Source organism: Phenylobacterium sp. (assembly GCF_030693405.1).
In the GTDB taxonomy this organism is placed as follows: Bacteria; Pseudomonadota; Alphaproteobacteria; order Caulobacterales; family Caulobacteraceae; genus Phenylobacterium.
In genome coordinates, this window is sequence record NZ_JAUYAW010000011.1 from 48,386 (window position 1) to 72,825 (window position 24,440).

Below are 24,440 nucleotides of genomic sequence, written 5' to 3' on the forward strand. Positions count from 1 at the left end.
GCCGCTCCCTAGCTGATCAGCTGCGGGAACAGGCCAAACAGCAGGATCAGGAAGACCGCAATAGGGCAGAGCCAGGCCACCAGGAAGCGCCACAGCGGCAGCAGCGGCCCGCCCTTCAGGCCCGTCTCCTCATCCACCAGCTTGCGGTCAGCGATCCAGCCGATGAACACCGCCGTGATCAGCCCCGAGAGGGGCAGAAGGATGCGCCCGGTCACCCCGTCAAACACATCGAACCAGTTGGCGTTGGTGAAGCCCGGGACGAAGGCCAGCGGTCGATGGTCAGACCAGACATTGAAGGACAGCACCGAGACCATGCCGATCAGGAAGAAGCTCCCGCCCAGCAGGCTGGCGGCCAAGGCGCGACCCATCTTGAACCGCTCCACCAGATAGGCGGTCGAGATCTCCAGCAGGGAGACCGACGAGGTCAGGGCGGCAAACAGGGCGAGGACGAAGAAGGCGAAAGCCACCATCGCGCCGCCCGGCATGCTGTGGAAGGCCGCCGGCAGGGTCTGGAACATCAGGGTCGGGCCAGCGTCCGGCGTGAGGCCCACACTGAAGACGATGGGGAAGATGGCCAGGCCTGCGATGATCGCCACCGAGGTGTCGGCCGCCGAGATCATGCCCGAGGTCTGTCCAAGGTTCGTGTCCCGGGACGCATAGGCGCCATAGGCGACCATGGCCCCGCCCCCCAGGCTCAGGGAGAAGAAGGCCTGGCCAAGCGCTGAGTTCAGCACCTGGGGCTGCAGGGCGCGCTCGAAGTCCGGGGTGAACAGAAAGGCGACGGCGGCGGCGAAGTCGCCGCTGATCCCCGCATAGACCGTGATGCCCAGGAGCAGCACGAAGAAGGCCGGCATCAGCCAGGTGGCCGCCACCTCGATGCCGCCCTTGACCCCGCGCGCCACCACGAAGGTGGTCGCCGCGGCGAAGATGAAGTGGGTGATGCTCATCTTCACCGGATCGGCGAACAGGGCGGGCATCTGCTGGCGGACCTGTTCGACCGAGAGGTTCGAATAGGCGCCCGCAAAGGGCTGGCCCGCCGCCACAGTGCGCACGACATCCGCGCCCGAGGTCCAGATGAAGTAGAGCACCCAACCGGCGACGACGCTGTAGAAGGTCAGGATCAGGTAGTTGGCGATCATGCCGATCACCGCCAGAGCCGCCCAGCCGCTGCTGGCGTTGGACTGTTTGGCCAGCAGCGTGGTGCTCGTCACCGTGGAGCGCTGGCCATGCCGGCCGATCAGGGTTTCGGCGAGCAGCAGCGGCGCCCCGATCAGGGCGACACAGAGGATGTAGATGAGCACGAAGGCGCCGCCGCCATTGGCGCCGGCCTCCGACGGGAACCGCCACAGGTTCCCCAGGCCGACGGCCGAGCCCACGGCCGCGAGTACAAAGGCGGCCTTGGAGGACCAGTGAGCCTGACCCGGAACAGCGATACTGGCGACCATGACGTTTCTGCCCCAGGGACGGCGTCACCCCGACGCCAAAACCCTATCCTTGGCCAGCGTCGCCGGAACAATCAAGCGTCCGCCATGAGCCCCGCGCCCTTGCGGGAAACCGTCGCCCCGATAAGCTCCCGCCATGTCTGAGACCCACGACCCGCCCATCCGCGCCCTGATCGCGCCCGTCACACCCCTGGCGCAGAACTGCACCATCGTCTGGTGCGTGAAGACGAAGAAGGCGGCGATCATCGATCCGGGCGGCGAGGTCCCGCGCCTGCTCCAGGCGCTCAAGGACAACGGCCTGACTCTGGAGAAGATCTGGATCACCCACGGCCACCTGGACCATGCTGGCGGAACCGCGGCGCTCAAGGCCGCAACCGGTGTCCCCATCGAAGGCCCCCATCGCGACGACGCCTTCTGGATTGAGCAGATGGACGGCGACGGCGCTCGCTGGGGCATGCCTGAGGCCAGGTCCTTCACCCCCGACCGCTGGCTTGAGAATGGGGATGTGGTGACGCTGGGGGAGACCGAGTTCGAGGTCTATCACTGCCCCGGACATACGCCGGGCCATGTGGTCTTCTTCCACCGTCAGGCCAGGTTCGCCCAGGTGGGGGATGTGCTGTTCCAGGGGTCGATCGGCCGCACCGACTTTCCGCGGGGCAACCATCAGGACCTGATCGACGCCATCACTGGCAAGCTCTGGCCCCTGGGCGACGACGTGCGCTTCGTCTGCGGCCATGGCCCCATGTCCAGTTTCGGCGCCGAGCGGCGGACCAATCCCTTCGTGGCCGACCAGGTGCTGGCGCGCTGATCGGTCCCAGACGCCTTTGCAGGCGTGAAATCTGACCGTTACCCGGGAGGCCGAAGATAGCCCGCATGCAGACCTCTCCCACCGAAGTCCTCGGCCCCACCGCCAGGATCCTCATGGTCGACGACGATCCGGGCATCCGCGACGTGGTCTCCGACTTCCTCGGCCGGCACGGCTATGCGGTGACCACCGCGGGCGACGCCCGGGAGATGGAGCAGGCGCTGGAGCGGGACCCGGTCGATCTGATCGTTCTGGACGTCATGCTGCCTGGCGAGGACGGCCTGGCCATCTGCCGCCGCCTGGCCATCGGCGACGCCCCGCCGATCATCATGCTCTCGGCCATGGGCGAGGACACTGACCGGATTGTCGGTCTTGAACTGGGCGCCGACGACTACCTGTCCAAGCCTTGCAATCCCCGGGAGCTACTGGCCCGCATCCGGGCTGTGTTGCGTCGGGCCGAACAGACCCGCCACGGGGGCGGCGAGGATCTGGGCGCGGCCTGCGAATTCGCCGGCTGGCGGCTCGACCTTGTGCGCCGCGAACTGCGTTCGCCCCAGGGTGTGGTGGTCAACCTCTCCAGCGGGGAGTTCTCCCTGCTGCGCGCCTTTGTCGAGCGGCCTCAGCGGGTGCTGACCCGCGACCAGCTCCTGGACTTCGCCCGTGGCCCCGACTCCGACGCCTTCGACCGGGCGATCGACGTGCAGATCAGCCGCCTGCGCCGCAAGCTGGATGACGGCGGCGGCCACGACCTGATCCGCACCATCCGCAACGAAGGCTATATGTTCACCCCCAAGGTGAAGCGGCCTTGAGCCCCGCCCGCGACCGGCGCGCTACCGCCTCCCTGTTTGTGCAGGTGTTGATGCTGGTCGGCGTCAGCCTGATCACCGCCCAGGCGATCAGCGTCTTCCTGCTCTTCAACCTGCCGCCGCCAGTCCCGGACTTCTATCGCTTCTCCGAGATCGCCCAGGCCCTGCAAGGCCGGCCCGGCGACCTGATCGAGCGGCGGGACCTGCAGTACGAGCTGACCCGCAGCCCGCCGGAGGGCCAGTCCACCGCCGACAGCATGATCTGGGCCCGGGACCAGCTTGCGGAGGACCTGGGGGTGGCCCAGAGCGATCTGGTGATCGCCAAGACTTATCGCCTGCCGATTTCAGACCGCCGGGTGTTCCGCATCGTCCGCGACCGCATGGAGCGCGCCGGCGGCGAGGGACAGGAGGACCGGTTCCTGGTGGCGCCCTTTGAGATCGCCATGAAGCGCCCAGACGGCCAGTGGGCTGTGGTGCGCCCTGAACGGGGCCTTGGCCTGAACGTCTGGCAGCAGCGGGTCCTGCTGTGGTTTCTGCTCTCGGCCCTGGTCATGGCGCCGATCGCCTGGATGTTCGCCCGGCGCCTGTCTAAGCCCTTCCGCCTGTTCGCCGAGGCCGCCGAGCGGTTGGGACGCGACCCGGAGGCCCCGCCCCTGGCGATCCACGGCTCTGCGGAGATCTCGGTGGCGGTGCGGGCCTTCAACCAGATGCAGCAGCGGCTGCGTCTCTATGTCCAGGACCGGACCGCCATGGTCGGGGCCATCGCCCACGACCTGCGCACGCCCCTGACCCGCCTGCGGTTCCGGATCGAGAACGCGCCTGAAGACCAGCGGGCCAAGATGGCGTCGGACATCGACCAGATGGAGGCCATGGTCGCCGCAACCCTGGGCTTTGTCCGGGACGCCACCAAGCCGGGCCAGCGGACCCGCCTGGAGCTGGCCTCCCTGGTGGAGAGCGTCTGCGACGAGATGGCCGAAACCGGGGCCGCCATCGAGGTGGAGCGCGCCGAGAAGGTGGTGATCGAAGGCGATCCCATCGCCCTGCGCCGTCTGGTCACCAACCTGGTGGAGAACGCCGTCAAGTTCGGCGACCGCGCTCGGGCCAGAGTGATTATCGAGAACCGTGGCGTCGTCATCGAAATCGAGGATGAAGGACCCGGCATCCCAGAAGAGGAGATGGAGCGGATCTTTGAGCCCTTCTATCGCCGCGAGCCTTCTCGCAGCCGCGGCACGGGCGGCATCGGCCTGGGCCTGGCCGTCGTCCGCTCCATCGCCCGCAGCCATGGCGGCGACGTCACCATGATCAACCGCGCCGGTGGCGGCCTCACCGCCCGGGTGCTCCTGCCGGCCTAACCGCCCGCGAAAATTCAGAGATTCGGGGACGCAACTCCTGGTGAGGCTCGCGGGTTGCTAGAGCGGAGCCTTATGGAGCCGTCCGGATTCGGAAGGTCACCCGGGGCGCCAACGCCGCCTATTAGGAGTGACCCCCATGAGCATTGCCGATCAAGATCCCCCCCGCGCCCGTCGAGGCTTCGCCGCCATGAATCCCGAGCGGCGCCGTGAAATCGCGCGCAAGGGCGGCGCGAGCGTTCCGGGGGAAAAGCGCAGCTTCGCCAAGGACCGTGATCTGGCCGCATCGGCCGGTCGCAAAGGCGGCGAAGCCTCCCGTGGCGGCGGCCGCCGCGAGGGCGAAGACACCCCCGAGTCCTGACGCCATGTCCCAAGCGAAATCTGATCCGCCCGGATCGGATTTCGCTTCGGACGCCCCTGCGCGCCTGGCGCGACCGCCCCCGGCCTTCCGCCATCGCCTCAGTTCACGAGCAGGAATAGCCCAAAGGCCGGCTCACCACTCACCCACTGACGCTCAAGCGCCCACCCCGCCTGGCCCGCCAGACGAGCGATCTGGTCTGGGGTGAACTTGTGGGAGTTCTCGGTGTGGATGGTCTCCCCCGCCGTGAAGTCAAACCTCCGCCCCGCTACCCGGACGGACTGATCGCGCAAAGCCTCCAGATGCATCTCTATCCGTGACATCGGGCCATTCCACACCGCCCGATGGGCGAAGGCCTCCACATCGAAGTCGGCGCCCAGTTCGCGGTTCATCCGGGCCAGTAGGTTCAGGTTGAAGGCCGCCGTGACTCCTTGGACATCGTCATAGGCCGCCACCAGCACCGATTCCGCCTTCACGAGATCGGCGCCGATCAGGAAGCGGGCGCCCTTTCCGAGCAGATGCCGGGCGTTGGCCAGAAACTCCACAGCCTCCTCCGGCAACAGGTTGCCGATGGTGGACCCCGGAAAGAAGCCGAACGCCGCGCGTCCCTCGGCCACGTCAGGCAGGTCAAGCGCGATGGTGAAGTCCTCCAGCAGGGGGGCGAGCATCAGGTCCGGATAGTCGCTGCTGAGGCTCTCGACCGCGGCCTCCAGAGCGCTGGGGCTGATGTCGATAGGGGTGTAGACCGCGATCTGCGGCGCATGATCCAGCAATTGCCGGGTCTTCAGGCTGGCGCCGCTGCCGAACTCCACCAGGGCCGCACCTTGGGGGACATAGGCCGAAAGCTCGGGCGCCACCTCCGCCAATAGGGCCAGCTCGGTGCGGGTCGGATAGTATTCCGGGAGGTCACAAATATCCTCGAACAGGCGCGAGCCCGGCGCGTCATAGAAGTACTTGGGCGGCACAGACTTCTGCCCCCGGGACAGGCCCGCCAGGACATCGGCCTCGAATGCGCTGCGGCGCGCGGGCGGCGCGACGCCGTCCCGCGCCAGTCTGAGGCCCGAGAACATCCAGCGCTGATGGGGATGGAAGAAGTTGCGATAGGTCGTCCGTACATGGCCGGGCGGCGTCACGCAGGCGCCGCCGCGCAGCACCATCTGCCCGCTCATGAACTTGCCATTGTACTCGCCCACGGCGCCCGGGGCCGAGACGAAGCCGGGATAGGGGCTGTAGGCGCTGCGGGTCCATTCCCACAGATCGCCGAACATCTGCCGCAGCGTACGGGCGTCGCCCTCCGCCGGTGAGGGCGCAGGCGTGCCGCGGCCGAGAAAGACGCCCTGGACAGGCCCCTGTGCGGCGGCGTGCTCCCATTCCGCCTCAGTCGGCAGGCGCGCCCCGGCCCAGGTGGCGTAGGCCTCGGCCTCATAGTAGCTGATGTGGCTGACCGGCGCGGCCGGATCGACCGGGCGAAGGCCATGCAGGTCCATGGCGAGCCAGCCCTTCGGCCCTGGCTCCCAGTAGAGCGGCGCACGCCAGGCTTCCGCCTGGACCCTGGCCCAGCCGTCGGAGAGCCAGAATTCAGCGCGCTCATAGCCGCCATCGGCCATGAAGTTCAGCCACTCCCCATTGGTGACCAGCCGGTCGGCCAGGCTGAACGGCGCCAGATAGACCTGATGGCGGGGGCCCTCATTGTCGAAGGCGAAACGCTCACCGGCGTGACCGATCTCCACCAGGCCGCCCTCAAATCCCACGAATCCCGCAGGCGAAGGCGCGGGCGCTGGCGCCGGCGCGGGTCCCCGGCCATAGGCAGGCTTCAGCGGCGACTGGGCGAACAGGTGCAGCACATCCATCAGGATCAGCTCCTGATGCTGCTCCTCATGGGCGATCCCCAGATCCAGCAGCCCGGCGAACGAGTCGTCCGGCGACGCCAGAAGGCGGCCCATCGCCTCGTCCACATGGGCGCGATAGGCCATCACCTCCTGAAGGGACGGCCGGGTCAGCAGGCCACGCTCCGGACGAGGCTGCCGGGGTCCCAAGGTCTCGTAATAGGAGTTGAACAGGAAGCCGAACCGCGGATCGAACGCCTGATAGCCGGGAAGATGCGGCGTCAGCAGGAAGGTCTCGAAGAACCAGGTGGTATGGGCCAGATGCCATTTGGTCGGACTGGCGTCGGGCATCGACTGAGCCAGCTGATCCTCGGCTGACAGGTCGCGCACCAGATGTTGCGAGCGAGCGCGAAGGGTCAGGTACCGGTCGAGCCGGTCGTCGGCGACCTCGGCGCGCGGCCGATGGGTCATGGTTGCGTCGTCCGAAGGCGCCATTCCACCCCTCCCCTGTAGATTGGGCCCTGTCCATGGAGGACCCGACCGACACTGCCCGCCTGCGAAAGCGCGGGCCGAGGTTCAACGCCAAGCTGGCGCCTCGTGTTCCTAAGGTCGGGGCCGGCGCCCCTCGGCGCAACCCGGAACGGAAAAAGCGCGGCCACGTTGGACGTCGGACCGGGGCCGAGGCGCCCCGTCGGAGGGTCACGAGGGCGCGATGACTGGGTTGGACAGCTGGCGAGACTCGGTCATTTCCATGATCCCTGCCCTGCGCGCCTTTGCGTGGTCACTCTGCCATAACGGCGCCGACGCCGATGATCTGGTGCAGGACACGCTGATCAAGGCCTGGAGCAACCGCGACCGGTTCGAACCCGGCACCAACCTGCGGGCGTGGCTCTTCACTATCCTGCGGAACACCTACTACACCCAGCTCAATCGCCGCCGCCGGGAGGTGCGGGACGAGGACGGCGAGTATGCCAAGCTGCTGCCCAGTCCGCCGAGCCAGGACTGGAGCCTGGCCATGCAGGACCTTCAATCGGCCCTGGCGCGGCTGCCGGACGAGCATCGTGAAGCGCTGATCCTCGTGGGCGCAGCAGGCCTGAGCTACGAGGAGGCGGCGGACATCTGCGGCTGCGCCGTGGGCACCATCAAGAGCCGCGTCAACCGCGCTCGGATCAAGCTTCAGCGACTCTTGGAGCCGGATGACACCCCGGCGACCAACACCCCGGGAGCCGCCTCGATCTAGGCCTCGGGGCCGCGAGCCTGGGAACGACTTTCCCGCCCTGAGGGTTCAAGCGGTCCCGCCACAAGCGCTGGAGCTTTCATGTCCGACCATCCCAAGCCCCCCGCCTCATCCACCGATCGACTGGCGGACGAATCTGGCCAGACCAAGCCGGGCGCCCAGGCGTATGGGCTGGGCGCCGAAGAGTCGCATTCCGAGCCCAGCGCCCTGGTGAGTGAGCACAAGGCCTATGTGAAAAAGCTCGGCCACAATACCGCGCCGGAGACGGATCTCGGCGAGCCGGCGGAGGCGACCCCCGACCCCACTGAACGCCCCTAGGCCCCCGTGGGCGGCCTCGCCGAGCGGCTTGCCGCCCTATTGCAGAGCCATCCAGAGCAGGCCGGCCTGATCGTAGGTCTCCTGGTCTTCGCCGAAAGCCTGGCCTTTGTCGGGTTCTTTGTGCCGTCGACCCCCCTGCTGCTGGCCATCGGCGCCCTGGTCGGCGCCGGGGTCGTGACGCCTGGCCCCATCCTGGTCTTCGCCATCGCTGGCGCGGTGGCCGGGGACGCCATCTCCTATGAGCTCGGCCGCTGGATGGGGCCATCGGCCCTGCGCCACAGGACGTTGCGGCGGCATCGACGGGCGGTGGCCCGGGCGCGGCTGTTCATCCATCGCGCTGGCGTTCTGGCCATGATCCTGGGCCGGTTCACCGGGCCTGTGCGCTCATTCGTGCCTCTGGTGGGGGGCATGCTCCGCATGGGTCGCGCGCGATTTCAGGTCGCCAACGCGATTGGCGCCGTGCTGTGGATCCCCATCATGTTGGCCCCAGGTTATCTGGCCGCGCGGGGCCTGACCCTCCTGCCGCCCGGCGTGGTGGAGCCGCTCCTGATCGCCCTGGCCGTCATAGGCTTTGCGGTCATGGCCTGGCGCTGGGGACGTCGACGGGCGTGAACGCCTGCGTTCACGTCTCCTCGGGCGACCCGTGCGGCGCCTCAGCTCGGCGGCGTCGAATCTCGGCCGAAATCTCCTCATGGCGCAGCCGGCCCACCGCATAGGGGGCAAACAGAACCATGGCGATCAGAGCCACCACCGCTGAGCCCGGGCCCCAGGCCAGCAGCAGGCGGGTCAGGACGTCGGCAGGCAGTTCGATCCCAACCGCGCGGCCAGCCTCCCGCGGAAACCGCATGGCGTCCAGGGCGAGGCCGGCCACCAGGACCCCCACCCCCGAGGCCGCCTTGGCCGCAAAGCCGAGGCCCGCGAAATAGAGCCCCTCCCGCCTGCGGTGGAACAGGAATTCATGCTCGTCGGCGGCGTCGGCCATCATGGAAGGATAGGCGATCATGGCGAAGCCAACCCCGACGCCGGCCATGGCGCTGTTGGCGGCCAGGGCGATCGTCGCCGCCGCCCCCTCTGGCCGGTAGAGCCCGCTCACCCAGACGAGCGGCAGGACCACCCAAGACACCAGCACCAGGCCAAGCCCCACCAGCACCACCGTGCGTTTCTCCAGCCGCCGGGTCAGCTGCGGCGTCAGGGGAATGCCGGCCAGGATACCGGCCAGATAAGCATAGCCGACGAACTGCATCATCTCGGGCCGCAGCTTCCAGACGAAGAGCTGACTATGGGTGTTCAGCGTCCCGTTGGCGCCGACCGCGGCGTAGAAGATCACGGCCGAGAAGAAGAGAATCCGGAACGAGCGATTGCGCAGGATCTCGGCCACTTCCCCAGGCAGGCGCCTGGCCATTGAGACGTCCACCGAGGCCACCTTCGGCAGGCTGGCGGCGAACCGATAGACCCCCAGGCAACACAGGGTCATGGCCGCCAGCACCAGAGCCGCCACCGACCAGCCAAAGGCCGGATAGCGGTCAGGGCTTTGCAGGCCGCCTTCGCCCGCGAAAAAGACCGAATAGGCCAGGGCGGTGATCAGGATGCTGGTGAGAATGCCGACCACCACCCGCCAGGCGACGATGGAGGAGCGCTCCACATAGCCGTCAGCCATCTCCGCGCCCAGGGCGAGATAGGGCACCCAGAAGACCGAGATGAAGGCCCGGACCGCAACCGATGTCACGGCCAGCCAGACAAACAGCAGGGTCGGCGACAGGCCGCTTGGCGGGGTGAACAACAGGCCGAGCGCCAAGGCGGTCAGCGGCGCGCCGATGAACATCAGGGGCGCGCGCCGGCCAAACCGGGACTGGAGATTGTCCGACCAGGAGCCGATGAACGGATCGACGCCGGCATCAGCGCACAGGCCGATGAACAGGGCCGCCCCCACCAGGGACCCCGAAAGCCCCAGGACCGCGGTGTAGTAGAAGAAGATGAAGCCCGCCGCGGTGGTGAACAGGGCGTCGCCGGCTCCGCCGAGGCTGTAGGCGAACTTGACCTTACGCGGTGGCCGCAGAGGCGTGGTTTCAGCGAGGCTCGGCGTGGGAATGGCGGTCATGCGCGCGGTCCGCCGAAATGATCCATGGCCTGCCGCAGGGCGCCGACGGGATCATCCCGGGGGATGAATTCATGTCCCACCCAGCCCTCATAGCCGAGGTGGCGCAGGAGGCCGGCCACGGCGGGCCAGTGGATTTCCTGCCGGTCATCCAGGTCCCTGCGGCCTGGCGCCCCGCCGGTATGGATGTGACCGATCAGAGGGAGGTTGGCGCGGATCGTCCGCAGCAGGTCACCCTCCATCAGCTGCATATGATAAGCGTCGTAGAGCAGGCGAAGGGCCGGCGAATTCACCTGCTCGACCACCTGCGCGCCCCAGGCGGTGTGGTCGCACTGCTGGTCGGGGTGATCGACCTTGGAGTTCAACAGCTCCAGGAGCAGCATGACGCCGGCGGCCTCAGCTTGCTGAGCCAGGGGCGCCAGGCCTTCGACCGTATTGGCGATCCCTTCAGCGTCGGCGCGGCCCTTTCGGTCGCCTGAAAAGACGATCACCTTCTCCACCCCATGGGTCTGGGCCAGCGCGATGGACGCCCGGACCTTATCCTGCAATTTCAGATGATTGGCGCGATCATTGAACCCGATTTCCAGGGGCTGATGCCCCGTCAAGGTCACCAGGGCGAGGCCGGCGTCCCGGGCGGCGGGCCAGAGGTCCTCGGGCGCCATCTCGACGCCTTGAGCGCCGGCGGCGGCCATCTGCGCCAGGAAGGCTGGGCCGTCCACCTCGCGGCCGGCGGTGAACGCCCACCACGCGAAGGACTGGCGAAAGCCGCTCATGCTGAAATCCCTGTCCAGGCGCCGTCGGCGGCGTGGCTCTTTACGACGGCCTCGATGAAGGCCACCCCCTCGACCCCGTCCTGGACGCCCGGGACGAGGCTGGCCAGGGCGTCGGGCGCCCGCCCGTCCCGATGGGCGCTCACCAGTTCGGCGGCGTCGGCATAGATCTGGGCGAAGCCTTCCAGATAGCCCTCCGGATGGCCGGCAGGCAGGCGGGTGGCGGCGGCTGCGTCCGCCGAAAGCCCCGGCCCGCCCCGGCGCAGAATGCGCGGCGCCTCGCCCAGCGGCGTCAACCGCAGCAGGTCTGGCTCCTCCTGGCTCCATTCGAGGCCGGCGTCCTGCCCGAAGACCCGTAGGCGCAGGCCGTTGGTCGCGCCCACGGCCACCTGGCTGGCCCAAAGCTGACCCCGCGCCCCACCCTCGAAGCGCAGCTGGACCCGCACGTCGTCATCCACCCGGCGCCCGGGCACGAAGGTCGAAAGATCTGCGCTCAGGGCCTCCAGTGGCGCGCCGGTGACAAACCGGGCCAGGTGGAAGGCATGGGTGGCGATATCGCCGAGCGCCCCGCCCGGCCCCGCCCGCTGCGGATCGCCCCGCCAGTCGGCCTGTTTGTTGCCGGGCAGATCCCGGGCCAGCCAGTCCTGGGCGTATTCCACCTGAACGCCGCGCAAGGAGCCCAGGCGTCCCGTCGCCACCAGCGAACGGGCCTCCCGCACCATGGGATAGCCGGAATAGTTGTGGGTCAGGATGAAGGGCAGGCCGCTCTTCGCCACCTGCTCGGCCAGCGCCCTGGCGCTCGCCAAATCGGTGGTCAGCGGCTTGTCGCAGATGACCGGAACGCCGGCTTCGAGGAAGGCCTCGCAGATCGGCGCATGCAGATGGTTGGGCGTGACCACGGCCACCGCATCGATGCCGTCATCTCGTCCCGCCTCGGCCCCGGCCATAGTCGCCCAGTCGCCATAGGCCCGTTCTGGCGAGAGCCCCAGGGACCGGCCAAACTCAGCCGAGGTCGCCGGATCGGCGGAAAAGGCCCCCGCCGTCAGGACCCAGCGGCCGTCCAGCCGCGCGGCCATGCGATGGACCCCGCCGATGAAGGCGCCGGGACCGCCGCCCACCATGCCCAGACGCAAGGTCCTCAACGATCGAGGCCCAGCAGCCGGCGATTGGCAGCCTGATCGACATCTGTGGCCACGAAATCATCGAAGGCGCGATCGGTGACCCGGATGATGTTGTCGGCGATGAAGGCCGCGCCTTCCCGGGCGCCGTCCTCCCAGTGCTTCAGGCAGCACTCCCACTCCAGCACCGCCCAACCCGTGAAGTCATAGGCCGCCAGCTTGGAGAAGATGCCCATGAAGTCCACCTGGCCGTCGCCCACCGAACGGAAGCGCCCGGCCCGATTAATCCAGGGCTGATAGCCGCTGTAGACCCCCTGACGCCCCGTCGGATTGAACTCCGCGTCCTTGACGTGGAACATTTTGATCCGCTGGTGGTAGATGTCGATATATTCAAGATAATCAAGCTTTTGCAGCAGGAAGTGGCTGGGATCATAGAGGATGTTGCAGCGGGGATGGTTGTCCACCCGCTCCAGGAACATCTCAAACGTCGCCCCGTCGAACAGGTCCTCGCCGGGATGGATCTCATAGCAGAGATCGACACCGGCCTCGTCGAAGGCGTCGAGGATCGGCCGCCAGCGCCGGGCCAGCTCATCGAACGCGGTCTCGATCAGGCCCGCCGGACGTTGCGGATAGGGATAGATGTAAGGCCAGGCGAGCGAGCCGGAGAAGGTCACGTGGGCGTCCAGACCAAGCCGCCGTGAGGCCTTGGCCGCCAGCATGAGCTGGTTCTCCGCCCAGGCCTGCCGGGCGGCGGGGTTCCCCCTCACCTCCCGCGGCACGCCGCTGTCATAAAGCGGGTCATAGGCCGGATGGACCGCCACCATCTGGCCCTGGCTGTGGGTGGACAGCTCGCTGATCTCCACCCCGGCGTCGGCCAGCATTCCCTTCACGTCGTCGCAGTAGGTCTGGCTCTCGGCGGCCAGCTGAAGGTCGAACAATCGCCGGTCCCAGGTGGGAATCTGCACGGCCACGAAGCCCATCTCGGCGGCCCACCGGGCGATCCCAGGCAGGGTGTTGAACGGCGCCTCATCGCTGGCGAACTGCGCCAGGAACAGTCCCGGTCCCTTGATGGTCTTCATGAGTTTCCGCCTTTCAGGTCTCGCCCGGCTGATCCGGGTCTTTGGGGTTCAGGCCGCTTCGGTCAGCTTCCGCAGGTGACTAAGGCTTGCGGCCACGCTGTCCCAGGGCTCAGTGGGCCGGTCATGCTCGACGATGAAATGCTCGGCGCCGGCCGCCTTGGCCGCCGCCAGCAGGGCGCCATAGTCCATGATTCCAGACCCCACATCGGCCATGTCGCCGTCCTGCGCCATGTCCTTCAGGTGAACCAGCTTCAACCGCCCTTTCAGCCGATCCAGCATGGCCAAGGGATCCTCCCCGGCCTTGCGGGTCCAGTAGAGATCGAGCTCCAGCCCCACGAGATCGGGATCGGTTTCGGCCAGGATACGGTCATAGGGCCGCTGGCCCACCGCCCCCTCGAACTCGAAATCATGGTTGTGATAGGCGAAGCCGAAGCCCCCCTCGACCACGGTGCGAGCGAGGCCATTGAGGGCGGGGATCACCTCATCCCACTGGCGCTGGTCCGGCGTCAGATAGGGCAGCACCAGGTAACGGCACCCCATCAGCTCGCCCATCTTCAGCACATCGGCCGGCCGCTGGCGCAGATCATCCAGCCCCACATGGGCCGAGGGACAGGCCAGGCCGATGGCGTCCATCCGCGCCCGCAGGGCGGAGAAGTCCATGTCCAGCGGCGCGGCCAGCTCCACCTCGTCATAGCCGAGCGCAGACACCTTCTCGAGGGTGTCCAGCGGATCGTCCCGGAAGGCCCGGCGCAGGGTGTAGAGCTGAAGGCCGATCTGCATGGTCAGAGCGCTCCATCGCGCAGGAGGTCAGCGGCGTGGTTCGCCGCCCGGGCGCTCAGCGCCATATAGGTGAGCGAGGGGTTCATGGACGCCGAGGAGGTCATGGCCGCCCCATCGGTGATGAACAGGTTCGGAACCTCATGGGCCTGGCTCCAGCCGTTCAGCACCGAGGTGGTCGGGTCCCGGCCCATGCGGGCGGTGCCCATCTCGTGGATGCGATCGCCGGGCGGGGTGATCTTCTCGCCGGCGGCTTCCCACGGCGTGATGTCGACGCAGCCGGCGGCCTTCAGCATCTCATAGGCGTCCCGAGCGGCCTCACGCATCATCACCTGCTCGTTGGGTCCGTGGGCCGCGTCGATCACCGGCACGGGGACGCCCCACTGGTCGGCCCTTTTGGACGACAGGGTCACCCGGTTCTTGGCATAGGGCAGCACCTCGCCAAACGGCGTGAGCGCCATGGACCAGGGCTTGCCGCCGCCGGCCTCCTCCCGCTCGGCGCCGCCCATGGCGCGAGCCTCGATCCGCCGGGTGCGTCCGGCTCCGCCCTGCATCCCAAATCCCCGCAGATAGGGCTTCTCCCCCTCGGTGATCTGGGCATAGCGCGGGATGTAGATCCCCGTCGGCCGGTCGGCCGGGTCGTGCACGTCGTTGAAGCCCGGATAGCGGCCGGTGATGCTCTCGCAGCTCACATGGTCCATCAGGTTGCGGCCCACCTGGTCGCTGCCATTGGCCAGCCCCCGGGGATGGGCTTCCGAACAGGAATTCAGCAGGATCGCCGCGGTGGCGATGGTCGAGGCGTTCAGGAAGATGATCTTGGCCTCGAAGACCTGCCCGGCCTTGGTCAGCCGGTCGACGGTACGCACGCCGGTGGCGCGGCCCGTGGTGGGATCGTACTCCACGGCCGTCACGATGGTGTCGGTCATCACCGTCAGATTGCCGGTCTTCCGCGCCGCCGGCAGGGTGGCCGCGAGCGTCGAGAAATAGCCCCCCAGGGGGCAGCCATGGACGCAGCGCATCCGCTGCTCGCATCGGCCGCGACCCAGGTCCTGGTGAATCTTGGTCACCCGAGACAGCTGGGCGGCCCGACCGATAATCATCCGGCGGCCGGGAAAGGCCTGCTCGATGGCCGCCTTGGCCGCCTCCTCCACCACATTCATCGGATAGGGCGGCAGGAAGTCCCCGTCGGGCAGGTGTTCGATCTCGTCATAGTCGCCCGACACGCCGGCGAAGGCCTCCACATGGTCATACCACGAGGCCAGGTCTTCATAGCGGATCGGCCAGTCCACCCCGTGCCCGTCCTTGAGGTTGGACTCGAAGTCCTGCGGCGCCAGCCGATAGGACTGCCGCCACCAGGTGATCGAGCGCCCGCCCAGGTGATAGCCGCGGATCCAGCGATAGGGCTTGCCCGGCGCGGTCTCATAGGGGTGGTCGTGGTCGCTAGCCCAGAACTTCCGGTTGGAGTTGAACAGGGCGTAGCTGACGCCGGGATAGTAGGGATGATGCAGCTCCCGCTCATCCACCGGGACCTGGTCCTGGCTTCGGCGCAGCTGGGCCGCCAGATCATGGCTGTAGTCGGCGCCGTGCTCGATGTGCGGCCCGCGCTCCAGCATCAGGACCTTCAGGCCCCGCTCGCAAAGCTCCTTGGCCGCCCAGCCGCCGCTGATCCCTGAGCCGACAACGATCGCATCGAACCCCATGCCGTTTCCCCATGCTTTTTTCTGAGCATGTCAGGGGGGCGAAGGCCGCGCAAATCCAACCTGGAACCTGGGGCGAAGCGACCAAGGGTGACGCAGGGGCGATATGGGGCGCTCGCTGGGGCAGGCCTCATCTAAACGACAGGGGCCGGCCTTGCGACGACCTAACGGGGCTCAGTTTCGGTGTGGGCCACCGAGACGATCGTGCCCGGATGGGCGTCCGCCATCTCCACCACCGCGTCCAGGTGGTTGGCCAGGGCCTCGACAATGCTTGTGCCCAGTCCCGGGGTGGAACTGGCCGCGTCCTTGGGCATGCCGACCCCGTTGTCGGCCACCGACAGGGTCCAGTTGGGCCCCTTCGACTGATAGCCGACCTCGATCTTGCCGAGGCGTCCGCCGGGAAAGGCGTGCTTGAGGCAGTTGATCACCAACTCGGTGACGATCAGGCCCAAGCTCACCGACACGTCGGCGTCACTGGTGCTGTCGTCGGCCTTCACCTCCAGCACCAGCTGGTCATGGTCGCGGATCATGGAGGCGCCGATGCTGTCGCACAGCTTGCGGAAATAGGCGCGCAGCTCGACCTCGCCCAGGCGGGAGGCCGATAGCTGTTGCTGCAGGGCGGCCACCGACATCACCCGGTTATGGGCGTCGGTCAGATGCAGCCGCGACTCCTCGGACGACACCTTGCGCGCGCTCTGCAGGATGACGCTGGCGATGATCTGCAGGCTGTTGGCCACCCGGTGCTGCAACTCCTGCAACAGGATGGCCTTCTCTCGCAGCAGGTCATCCTTCAGCTTGGCCGCCAGCCGCGCATCGGTGACATCGACCACCGACAGCAGGATTAGGGGTGCTGTGGCGTCGCCAAAGGCGAGCTTCTGGGCGTTCAGGACCAATCTGTGCGGCTCACCCGAACCGAGCGCGAGATCCATCTCATAGGCCTCGATCTCGGCGTCGCCTGCCGCTGTGGCCTGAAGCAGGGAGCGGAGCTGGCGGATATCCCACTCCCCGCCCCCCAGCTCAAACAGAAGCCGCCCCGGCGCAGCGGCCGGATTGATCTGGAAAGCCCGGCAAAATGTGGCGCTGGCGCCGACAACCCGGAGATCCCCGTCCAGCAGAACCAGCGGCGAGGTGGATGAGGCGACAATCGCCAGACCCAGGCTCTGCATTGCGTCGGGATGGACCGCCATAGCCGGCCTTTCAACACGCCGGAGGCTCGCGATGCGCAATCCATAGCCGGAAGGCCGGTCGCAAAGGTAGAATTCACCACCCGAAAACCCGCCCATATTCCAGAAGCTTAACATAGCGCGGTCCCCGGCGTGGGAATATCTGCCCACCGAATCCACAACCATAAGGCGAACCGCCATCGCCGCCTGCAACGAACTGGTTCGGGGCGCGTTTCTGAACCTACAGGGCGAAGCTTGGGCGCTCTGCCGAGCGTCTGGCGACTTTCTGATGAAGCGCCCGAGCCCCTCCCGCCCTTGCGCGAAAGATCGCCATGACCCGTTTGCTCACCCTCGCCGCCCTGACGGCTGGCCTGTTCGCCGCCTCGGCCCCCGGAGCGCAGGCTCAGTACCGCTCCCCCGCCGCCAGCCTTGGCGCGTCCTGCCAGAACATCCAGACGCTGCAGACCGGCTATGTCACCGCCGAGTGCCGCGACGATCAGGGCCGCTACCGCTGGAGCAGCATCTACGCGCCGCAGTGCCGTAGCGATCTCACGAACCGCAGCGGCGTGCTCGCCTGCCAGGGCGCCACCGGCAACGCCGGCGGTTATGTCGATCAGCCGAACAGCCAGGGCTCTACCGCCGCCAGCGTCATCGGGGCGATCGCCCAGGCCCTGCTGGGCGTCGAGAGCGATCCGTCAGCCAGCAGCCTCGGCAATCCTGTCTGGGGCCAGCCCGGCTATGGCGAACCTGGGTCAGGCCCGTCCTATGGGGAACCGGCGTGGGGTTATGGAAACAATGGGCAGTGGGTCCCCATCGCCAGCCGGCAGACCTGGCTTGAGGATCGCATCAGCGCCGGCCAGCGTGACCGCAGTCTGACCAGCCGCGACGCCACCCGCCTCCGTTCAGAGTTCCAGACGATCGCCCGGCTCGAAGTCCAGTATCGCCGGGGCGGCCTGACGAGCGCCGAGCAGGCCGATCTCGACCGTCGCTTTGAGGCTCTGCGCGCCCGCCTGCCGGCCGAGCGCCAGGACTATCAGTACGGCGGGCAGAGCGTCGCCCAGCGCCAGATCGCGTTCGAGGGGCGCATCGACACCGCCCTGCGCAATCGCACCCTCACATCTCAGGACGCGGGTCGGTTGCGGGCCGAGTTTCAGGCGATCGTACGGCTAGAGACCCAGTATCGCGCCAACGGCCTGACGACCGCGGAACAGGCGGATCTCGACCGCCGGCTGGACGCCCTGGAGGCCCGTATCCCCGGCCAAGGCCAGGCTGGGCAGTACGGCTGGCGCGATATGAGCCAGCGTCAGGCCGAGATCGACGCGCGCATTGATAACGCCCTGCGCGATCGCGCCCTGACGACCCGCGACGCCGCCCAGCTTCGCGCCGAATTCCAGGCGATCGTCCGGCTCGAGACCCAGTATCGCCAGGGCGGAATGACCGCCGCCCAGCAGAACGACCTTGATCGCCGCTTCGAAGCCCTCAGCGCCCGCATTCCAGGCCAGGGCCCGTATGGTCAAAATGACCAGTATGGCGGCTACGGCTGGACCAGCATCAGCCAGCGTGGCCCGCAATTCGAGGCGCGCATCGACGCCGGCCTGCGCAATCGCAGCCTAAACAGCTGGGACGCCACCCGCCTTCGGGCTGAGTTCAATGAGATCGTCCGGCTGGAGAGCCAGTACAGCCAGGGCGGCCTCACGAGCGCCGAACAGGCCGACCTCGACCGCCGCTTCGACGCCCTCAACGGCCGCATCCCAGGCGCAAACCCGTACTAGCGCGCAGAGACTGCGGCGCAACTTAGGCCGGGCTGGGGCCCATCAAGCATGGGGCTCTGCGTTGCAAAGGGGCGGGGCTGCACTACCATTCGGCTCCGGTGCGATGGCCGGGGGAAGGGCGCGGGAGTCCGTTGGGTAGAGTCAGCAACTGGGAAATGGCGGACGGCGAGTTGGCCTACAGGATCGAGGCGCTGAACCTCGTCGGGCTGAGGAGTCTGCTGGTCGCCCTCATCGTCTCGTCCCTGGGACGCAAGGCCGATGGAGACACCCTGCTCGCCATGCCCGACGAGCGGGCGCTGTGCGCCCTGCACAGCGCCGCGACCGTGTTCCTGCTGGAGAGGCCGGGCGCCTATCGCAAGTCGAACGTAAAGCTACGGCAGGAGGACGGATCCCTGCTCAGGCCGCCGCCCTGGAGCGAGGTCCCCGCGCTGATGGCGGCGTTCTTCGTCGAGCTGGAGCGCATCTGGACCGAGGGCGACGCCCTGGATGTCGCGGTCTACGCCCTTTGGCGCATCACCTGGATCCACCCCTTCCGCGACGGCAACGGGCGCACGGCCTTCGCCTTCGCCTATGGATGCCTGTGCCTGAAACTCGGCGCCCTCCTGCCTCAGACAGAGACCGTGCTAGACCAGATGCTGGCCGATCCGGCGCAATGCAATGGGCCGCTGGGAGCGGCGGACGCGTCGGTTCAGGGCGATGCCGAACGGACACCGGACCTCACGGCCCTTAAGCGCTTCTACGACCAGTTGCTGTTGCGACAGATCCAGGCCGCCGAGGGGCAGGCCGTGGCGCCCTGACCTCGGCGCCAGGGGTCACTCGAAAGGGGCGCGCCAGCCGCCTTCCGTCACCCTCGCCAAGGCCAGCCCAGCGACGCTCTTCCCCTCGCGCCTCTTGTCGCGATGCGGACCACAGGCAAGGGCGTGGCGATACAGGCAAAGGCGCCGTTGCGTAAGGTGACGCTACCGGTCCTGAGACTGCATTTGGTGAGCACGCGCTGAGCGGCCGGACCCAGCGCCGGGACCTTCAGGCCCCTGACCGGCGCTGCCTTGGCAGCGCGCCAGCAGCCCAGCGAGCGGGTTTTGACAATGAATGTGATCGCGCCGCCACTGAGCAGACACTTGGCGCCAGGACCGCCGGCTCCATAAAATCTGAGCACGACACCTTGGGCGTACGGCGCGCCCATATGATTCATCGCGTTGTCCGTATCGACGACATCTTGCCAGCCGTTCCCATAGAAATTCTGCTCGTGCGGCAGGGTTTCATAGTGGAAGGCGCCAAACTGGTTGTAAGCGTCAGACTGGTTTCCCTCGTCGCAACCCTGCCCGGTGAAATCCAAGCACTCCCCATTGTCCTCGCCCTGGGTGCTTTGGGCTAGGCGGAAGCTCCCGCCGTTCCCGGCGTCCGACTTCGCGGGCGACGAGGCTAGGCTCGCCTCAAGCGAAAAGGTGTCCTGGCGGAACTGATCGGCGCTTCTTTCCGTCACGGCGGCGGCGGAGGGGCCAGCGGCGATGAAGGCAAGGGCGGCGACCAGGCCGACAAACTCCGTAGATGGACGCGGAGCGACGGCAAGGGCCGGGTCTTCTGGCTTACGCGTCATCTATTGGCCTCCAGGCGGGCGAGCTTCGCGGACTTGGTTGACACGCCTGTTTTCCTTCACCTCGCGGTCGAGGCACATCTTGCGTGGCCCCAGGTTACTGACCATTCCCGCCGGGACGGTGACATTGTAATTTACCGAGGTGTTGCCGCCCGGCGCCGTCTGATTGCTGATCCGCAGGGTATAGACGCCGGGAGAGACTGGAAGGGTCACGGCCTTAGTACTTCCCGCCGGCATCGGAATGGCCTGGGGGGCGCCCGTTGTGTTGGGCGTGAAGTGAAAGACAAGAGATTGGCCGTAGAAGTTGTAGGTGGTGTTGTTCAGGGTCACGGTCACCGTCGCCGCCGTGCCGTCAGGCAGGATCGTGCACTTGGCCGCTACATTGTCGGCGATGATCAGAGGGGCGGCGGTGGCCGCGGCGGGAAGCCCCACAAGCATCGCCCCTGCTATCGCAGCTACAAGTCCATACCGCATGGTGGTCAGGCCCCCCTGGCCCTTCAATGGTTGTGGGGGAAAGCGGCCCACCAGCGGGGAGCGCCGTCCCGAGAGCAAATTCGGAGAACAATGATTTCTCGCGATCATGCGCACGGGTTGTGGTGATCAGCAAGGCACATGCTTAACACTCAGGGATTGGCCCGCATTCACCGTCCTATGGTCCTGGGAAAGGGCTGAGGTGGCGCCAGAAGTCGGACAGGCGGCTAAGGTGGGTTCGCCACCTTTTGATGGACGGACTCTCTGCGGAGAGGCGGAAGCCTACTCGGCGAACACCAGGGGCAAGGGCGCGCTTTGACGGGTGAGCTGACCGCGGCCCAGCTACCGCCATAAGGCTCTTTTTCGGCGAAGGTGGCGGTGACGGAGGGATTCGAACCCTCGATACCCTTTCAGGTATGACGATTTAGCAAACCGTTGCCTTCAGCCACTCGGCCACGTCACCATTGTTTAGAGCCGGGTTGTCTCCCGCCCCTCGCGGCCGGTCGGGAAGGTGAATCCCCGGGGCGGTCTCGAAGGAGGGACTGCATAGCCGAAACCCTGGCCCCGGGGCAACGGCTCAAAATCATGGGCATGGCAAACAGGGGCAGGCCAGCGGTTAACCTGTCGATCAGAGGCGCGGCCCATAATGGGCGGGAACCTGAAGGGTCCCTCGCGCAGAATGTCCAACCTTGTTCGCCTTCCCCGACGTGATGACGGGGCGCAACCCGCCCCGGCGCCGGAGGCGTGGACGCCCTCCCAGGACGATCCTGACTTCGCCGCAGGCCATGATCACGCCCTGCCCCCGGCCGAGGCTGCGCCCACCCAGGACAGGCGCGGCCCCATGCGCCCCGAACGCCTCAGCCCCACCCGCCGACGGCTGGACGGCCAGGCCTATGCCTGGGCGTTTCAGGGTATCGACGGCCTGTGGCTTGGCGCCTGCGCCATGGCCGCCTTCCTGGCCGGCGGCGGCCAGGCCGGCGTCTATGCCGCGCCGGCCCTGGCGGTGCTGGTGACGCTCAGCCTGTTCGACCTCTACGCCTTCCGCAGCCGGCAGGGCCTGTCCTATCACCTGGCCAAGACCTCGGTGGCTGTGGCCGCAGGCGTGGGCGCCGCGATCCTGATGCTGGCCGCCTTCCTGCCCGTGACTCTGGTGCTTATGCAACTCGCTGTCTGGACGGTGGCCGCGTTCCTGGGGCTCTACGCGCTGCACGCCGTGTGGTGGCTGCGGGTGCGTCGCTGGCGCAGCGAAGGCCGTCTGACCCCCAATGTAGTCATCGTCGGCGCCACCAAGGCCGCCGAGCGGTTGATCAGCCAGGCGATGAAGTCTGGCGAGGTCAACGTCCTTGGCGTGTTCGACGACCGGCTGGCCCGGGCGCCTGACGCTCTGCGTGGCGTCCCCGTGCTCGGCGACACCCAGGCCCTGCTGAGCCACCGGATCATGCCCTATGTGGACCGGGTCATCGTCGCGGTGCCCACCGGCGCCCAGGCGCGCGTACGTCAGGTGATCGCCGCCCTGCGTCCGCTGCCCAATGAGGTCAGCCTGCTGCTGGAGGATGAGCTTGTCCCCGCCGACGCCATCTCCCCCCATCACACCGCCCCGATCAGCGACCTGCCTCTGGCGCGGGTGTCTGGCCTGCCGCGGCATCTGGGCCGCGCCATCGTCAAGCGGACCCTGGACCTGCTCATCGGCAGCCTCGCCCTCTTGGTCGCCCTTCCGGTCATGGCCCTGGTGGCGCTCGCCATCCGCCTCGACAGCCCCGGTCCCATCCTGTTCACCCAGCGCCGCCAGGGCTTCAACAACGAAGAGATCGTCGTCTGGAAGTTCAGGTCCATGCGGCATGACGTGGCCGACGCCCATGCGCGCCGCCAGGTCCAGGCCGATGATGACCGTGTCACCCGGGTCGGCCGGCTGATCCGCAGCACCAGCCTCGATGAGCTGCCGCAGATCTTCAATGTGCTGAGCGGCGAGATGTCCCTGGTCGGCCCCCGCCCCCACGCCATCGGCATGATGACCGGCGATGTGGAGTCCGCCCGTCTGGTGGCCGAATACGCCCATCGCCACCGCATGAAGCCCGGCATGACCGGCTGGGCGGCCATCCACGGCTCCCGCGGGCCGGTGGACACGCCTGAGGATGTTCGCCGCCGGGTCGAGCTCGACATCGAGTACATCGAGCGCCAGTCGGTGTGGCTGGACCTCTACATCATCGCCATGACCATCCCCTGCCTGCTTGGGGATCGGCAGGCCGTGCGCTAGGCGGCGAGACATGTTCTGGCGCGGCGTGGTCGGCTATCTGCCGGTCAACATCATTCAAGGCCTAGTGGGTCTGGCGACCATCGTCACCTTCACCCGCCTGCTCACCCCGGCCCAGTTCGGCGACTACGCCCTGGGCTTTTCGGCCATGAGCCTGTTGCACACCGCCATCTTCACCTGGAACGAGGCCGCCATGGCCAGGTTCTGGGTCGGCGAGGCCGACAAGGGCCGCGGCGGCGACCATTCGGCCACCATCTATCGCACCTGGCTCGCCCTGCTCGTGGTCCTGCCGGTGGCGCTGGCCATCGCCCTGCTGTTGCCCCTGTCTCCGGGTCTCAAGCTGGCGGTGGTCTGCGGGGTGCTGGCCGTCCTGCCGCGCACCTTCGCCAAGCTGGCCCAGGAACGTCGCCGGGCGGCGGGCGAGGTGGCCGGCGCGGCCTCCATCGACATGATCCAGACCCTGGGCGCCTTCGGGGTCGGCGCCGTCCTCGCCTGGCAGGGCTTTGGCGGGGCCGCCCCCCTGATTGGCTTCGGCGTGGCCGCCGCCGTCTGCATGGCCTGGACCCTGCCCTCGGAACTCCGCCACAGCCGCCAGGGACGCTTCGAGTCGCCCCGGGTGCGGACCTATCTCGGCTATGGCCTACCGGTGGCCATGTCGCTGATCCTGGCCCTGGTGCTGTCGACCACCGACCGCTTCCTGCTGGCCGCCTTCCTTGATGAGGCCTCGGTCGGCCTCTATCACGCCGGTTACAGCCTCGCGAACCGCACCCTGGATGTCCTCTTCATCTGGCTGGGCGCCGCCGGCGGCCCGGCTCTGATCGCAGCCCTTGAGCGCGGCGGTCCCGGCGAACTGGGTCGGGCGGCACGGGAGCAGGCGAGCCTGATGCTGCTCCTCTGCGTGCCCGCCGCCGTGGGCCTGGCCCTGGTGGCCGCCCCGCTCGCCCAGCTGATGGTGGGACCCGATCTCGCGGCCGGCGCGGCGCATGTCACCCCCTGGATCGCGCTCAGCGGCCTGCTGGCGGGCCTGACCACCTACTACTTCCACCAGGCCTTCACCCTGGGCCAGCGGACCCAGCTCCTGCTCGCCGCCATGGCGATCCCGGCCCTGGCCAACCTGGTGCTGAACCTGATCCTTATTCCGCGCTTTGGCCTGGACGGGGCGCTCTGGGCCACCCTGGCCAGCTACGCCCTTGGCCTGGCCGCCTCCATGGCGCTGGGCGCCCGCAGCCTCGTCCTGCCCATCCCCTGGCTGCCGCTGGTCCAGACCCTGGGCGCCACCGCCGTCATGGCGCTCGCCGTCAGCCGCGTGCCGGCCCTCGGGGGCTGGGCCGAGCTGCTGGTGAAGGCGGGCCTCGGCGGCCTGGTCTTTGGCGCCATCACCTTCGTGCTGGACACCGGCGCCCTGCGCAGCCGTGGCCTGACCCTGTTGCGCGACTTAAGGGCGAGGCCGGCATGAGCGCGACCTTATTCGAGAATGCGCCCTGGGCGGCGGCCCAGCCTCGCCTGTCGGTG

General features: G+C 67.8%; 22 protein-coding genes and 1 tRNA gene. 11 read left to right on the forward strand and 12 right to left on the reverse strand.

The annotated features are described in order from the left end of the window. Positions 1 to 8: 8 nt before the first annotated feature. On the reverse strand, positions 9 to 1,445 hold the full coding sequence (locus Q8N19_RS02775; RefSeq protein WP_305588115.1) for a sodium-dependent transporter: 1,437 nt from the start codon (positions 1,443 to 1,445) through the stop codon (positions 9 to 11). A gap of 133 nt (positions 1,446 to 1,578) precedes the next feature. Between Q8N19_RS02775 and Q8N19_RS02780 the strand changes: the two genes are divergently transcribed. The 4 genes from Q8N19_RS02780 (at position 1,579) to Q8N19_RS02795 (ending at position 4,763) form a co-directional block, all read left to right on the forward strand. After that, positions 1,579 to 2,250, forward strand: a complete 672-nt coding sequence (locus tag Q8N19_RS02780; RefSeq protein WP_305588116.1) for an MBL fold metallo-hydrolase — start codon at positions 1,579 to 1,581, stop codon at positions 2,248 to 2,250. A 65-nt stretch (positions 2,251 to 2,315) separates the two neighbouring features. After that, the gene (locus Q8N19_RS02785) at positions 2,316 to 3,056 is read left to right on the forward strand and encodes a response regulator (RefSeq protein WP_305588117.1); all 741 of its coding nucleotides are present in this window, start codon (positions 2,316 to 2,318) and stop codon (positions 3,054 to 3,056) included. Next, positions 3,053 to 4,405 carry an ATP-binding protein gene (locus Q8N19_RS02790; RefSeq protein WP_305588118.1) on the forward strand — a complete coding sequence of 451 codons (1,353 nt, stop codon included), beginning with the start codon at positions 3,053 to 3,055 and terminating at the stop codon, positions 4,403 to 4,405. The genes Q8N19_RS02785 and Q8N19_RS02790 overlap by 4 nt, the downstream gene beginning before the upstream one ends. 136 nt (positions 4,406 to 4,541) lie before the next feature. Then, positions 4,542 to 4,763 (forward strand): general stress protein, encoded by a 222-nt coding sequence (locus Q8N19_RS02795; protein WP_305588119.1) that lies wholly within the window; start codon positions 4,542 to 4,544, stop codon positions 4,761 to 4,763. Between the two features lie 98 nt (positions 4,764 to 4,861). Here the strand turns inward: Q8N19_RS02795 and egtB are convergent, their stop codons facing one another. After that, a complete protein-coding gene (egtB, locus tag Q8N19_RS02800; protein ID WP_305588120.1) occupies positions 4,862 to 7,057 on the reverse strand; it encodes an ergothioneine biosynthesis protein EgtB in 2,196 nt (731 codons plus the stop codon). A gap of 241 nt (positions 7,058 to 7,298) precedes the next feature. Between egtB and Q8N19_RS02805 the strand changes: the two genes are divergently transcribed. The 3 genes from Q8N19_RS02805 to Q8N19_RS02815 all read left to right on the forward strand — a co-directional run bounded on the left by Q8N19_RS02805 (position 7,299) and on the right by Q8N19_RS02815 (position 8,753). Further along, complete coding sequence (locus Q8N19_RS02805; RefSeq protein ID WP_305588121.1) at positions 7,299 to 7,826, forward strand: sigma-70 family RNA polymerase sigma factor; 528 nt, start codon at positions 7,299 to 7,301, stop codon at positions 7,824 to 7,826. A gap of 78 nt (positions 7,827 to 7,904) precedes the next feature. Next, positions 7,905 to 8,141, forward strand: coding sequence for a hypothetical protein (locus Q8N19_RS02810; RefSeq protein WP_305588122.1), 237 nt, complete (start codon positions 7,905 to 7,907; stop codon positions 8,139 to 8,141). Between the two features lie 6 nt (positions 8,142 to 8,147). Next, a complete protein-coding gene (locus Q8N19_RS02815; protein WP_305588123.1) occupies positions 8,148 to 8,753 on the forward strand; it encodes a DedA family protein in 606 nt (201 codons plus the stop codon). A gap of 10 nt (positions 8,754 to 8,763) precedes the next feature. Here the strand turns inward: Q8N19_RS02815 and Q8N19_RS02820 are convergent, their stop codons facing one another. The 7 genes from Q8N19_RS02820 to Q8N19_RS02850 all read right to left on the reverse strand — a co-directional run bounded on the left by Q8N19_RS02820 (position 8,764) and on the right by Q8N19_RS02850 (position 16,864). Next, entirely contained in the window at positions 8,764 to 10,239 is a 1,476-nt protein-coding gene (locus Q8N19_RS02820; RefSeq protein ID WP_305588124.1) for an MFS transporter, read from the reverse strand. Then, positions 10,236 to 11,009, reverse strand: a complete 774-nt coding sequence (locus tag Q8N19_RS02825) for a TIM barrel protein (protein ID WP_305588125.1) — start codon at positions 11,007 to 11,009, stop codon at positions 10,236 to 10,238. The genes Q8N19_RS02820 and Q8N19_RS02825 overlap by 4 nt, the downstream gene beginning before the upstream one ends. Next, positions 11,006 to 12,148, reverse strand: a complete 1,143-nt coding sequence (locus Q8N19_RS02830; RefSeq protein WP_305588126.1) for a Gfo/Idh/MocA family protein — start codon at positions 12,146 to 12,148, stop codon at positions 11,006 to 11,008. Before Q8N19_RS02830 ends, Q8N19_RS02825 begins: the two co-directional genes overlap by 4 nt. Beyond that, positions 12,145 to 13,203: a sugar phosphate isomerase/epimerase gene (locus Q8N19_RS02835; protein WP_305588127.1), complete on the reverse strand. Its 1,059-nt coding sequence runs from the start codon at positions 13,201 to 13,203 to the stop codon at positions 12,145 to 12,147. The genes Q8N19_RS02830 and Q8N19_RS02835 overlap by 4 nt, the downstream gene beginning before the upstream one ends. A gap of 48 nt (positions 13,204 to 13,251) precedes the next feature. Then, positions 13,252 to 13,983: a sugar phosphate isomerase/epimerase gene (locus Q8N19_RS02840; RefSeq protein WP_305588128.1), complete on the reverse strand. Its 732-nt coding sequence runs from the start codon at positions 13,981 to 13,983 to the stop codon at positions 13,252 to 13,254. Positions 13,984 to 13,985: 2 nt separating this feature from the next. Further along, positions 13,986 to 15,680, reverse strand: coding sequence for a GMC oxidoreductase (locus tag Q8N19_RS02845; RefSeq protein WP_305588129.1), 1,695 nt, complete (start codon positions 15,678 to 15,680; stop codon positions 13,986 to 13,988). A 161-nt stretch (positions 15,681 to 15,841) separates the two neighbouring features. Next, a complete protein-coding gene (locus tag Q8N19_RS02850) occupies positions 15,842 to 16,864 on the reverse strand; it encodes a sensor histidine kinase (protein ID WP_305588130.1) in 1,023 nt (340 codons plus the stop codon). A 308-nt stretch (positions 16,865 to 17,172) separates the two neighbouring features. Between Q8N19_RS02850 and Q8N19_RS02855 the strand changes: the two genes are divergently transcribed. Further along, positions 17,173 to 18,612, forward strand: a complete 1,440-nt coding sequence (locus Q8N19_RS02855) for a hypothetical protein (RefSeq protein ID WP_305588131.1) — start codon at positions 17,173 to 17,175, stop codon at positions 18,610 to 18,612. A gap of 170 nt (positions 18,613 to 18,782) precedes the next feature. Beyond that, positions 18,783 to 19,409: a Fic family protein gene (locus tag Q8N19_RS02860; RefSeq protein ID WP_305588132.1), complete on the forward strand. Its 627-nt coding sequence runs from the start codon at positions 18,783 to 18,785 to the stop codon at positions 19,407 to 19,409. Between the two features lie 47 nt (positions 19,410 to 19,456). On the opposite strand, the gene Q8N19_RS02865 is transcribed toward Q8N19_RS02860, so the two are convergent. The 3 genes from Q8N19_RS02865 to Q8N19_RS02875 form a co-directional block, all read right to left on the reverse strand. After that, positions 19,457 to 20,209: a hypothetical protein gene (locus Q8N19_RS02865; RefSeq protein WP_305588133.1), complete on the reverse strand. Its 753-nt coding sequence runs from the start codon at positions 20,207 to 20,209 to the stop codon at positions 19,457 to 19,459. Further along, positions 20,210 to 20,638 carry a hypothetical protein gene (locus Q8N19_RS02870; RefSeq protein WP_305588134.1) on the reverse strand — a complete coding sequence of 143 codons (429 nt, stop codon included), beginning with the start codon at positions 20,636 to 20,638 and terminating at the stop codon, positions 20,210 to 20,212. Positions 20,639 to 21,050: 412 nt separating this feature from the next. After that, a tRNA-Ser gene (locus tag Q8N19_RS02875) sits at positions 21,051 to 21,140 on the reverse strand. Between the two features lie 216 nt (positions 21,141 to 21,356). Between Q8N19_RS02875 and Q8N19_RS02880 the strand changes: the two genes are divergently transcribed. Continuing rightward, the gene (locus Q8N19_RS02880) at positions 21,357 to 22,931 is read left to right on the forward strand and encodes an exopolysaccharide biosynthesis polyprenyl glycosylphosphotransferase (protein ID WP_305588135.1); all 1,575 of its coding nucleotides are present in this window, start codon (positions 21,357 to 21,359) and stop codon (positions 22,929 to 22,931) included. 10 nt (positions 22,932 to 22,941) lie between these two features. Beyond that, a complete protein-coding gene (locus Q8N19_RS02885; RefSeq protein ID WP_305588136.1) occupies positions 22,942 to 24,384 on the forward strand; it encodes a lipopolysaccharide biosynthesis protein in 1,443 nt (480 codons plus the stop codon). Positions 24,385 to 24,440 lie beyond the last annotated feature (56 nt).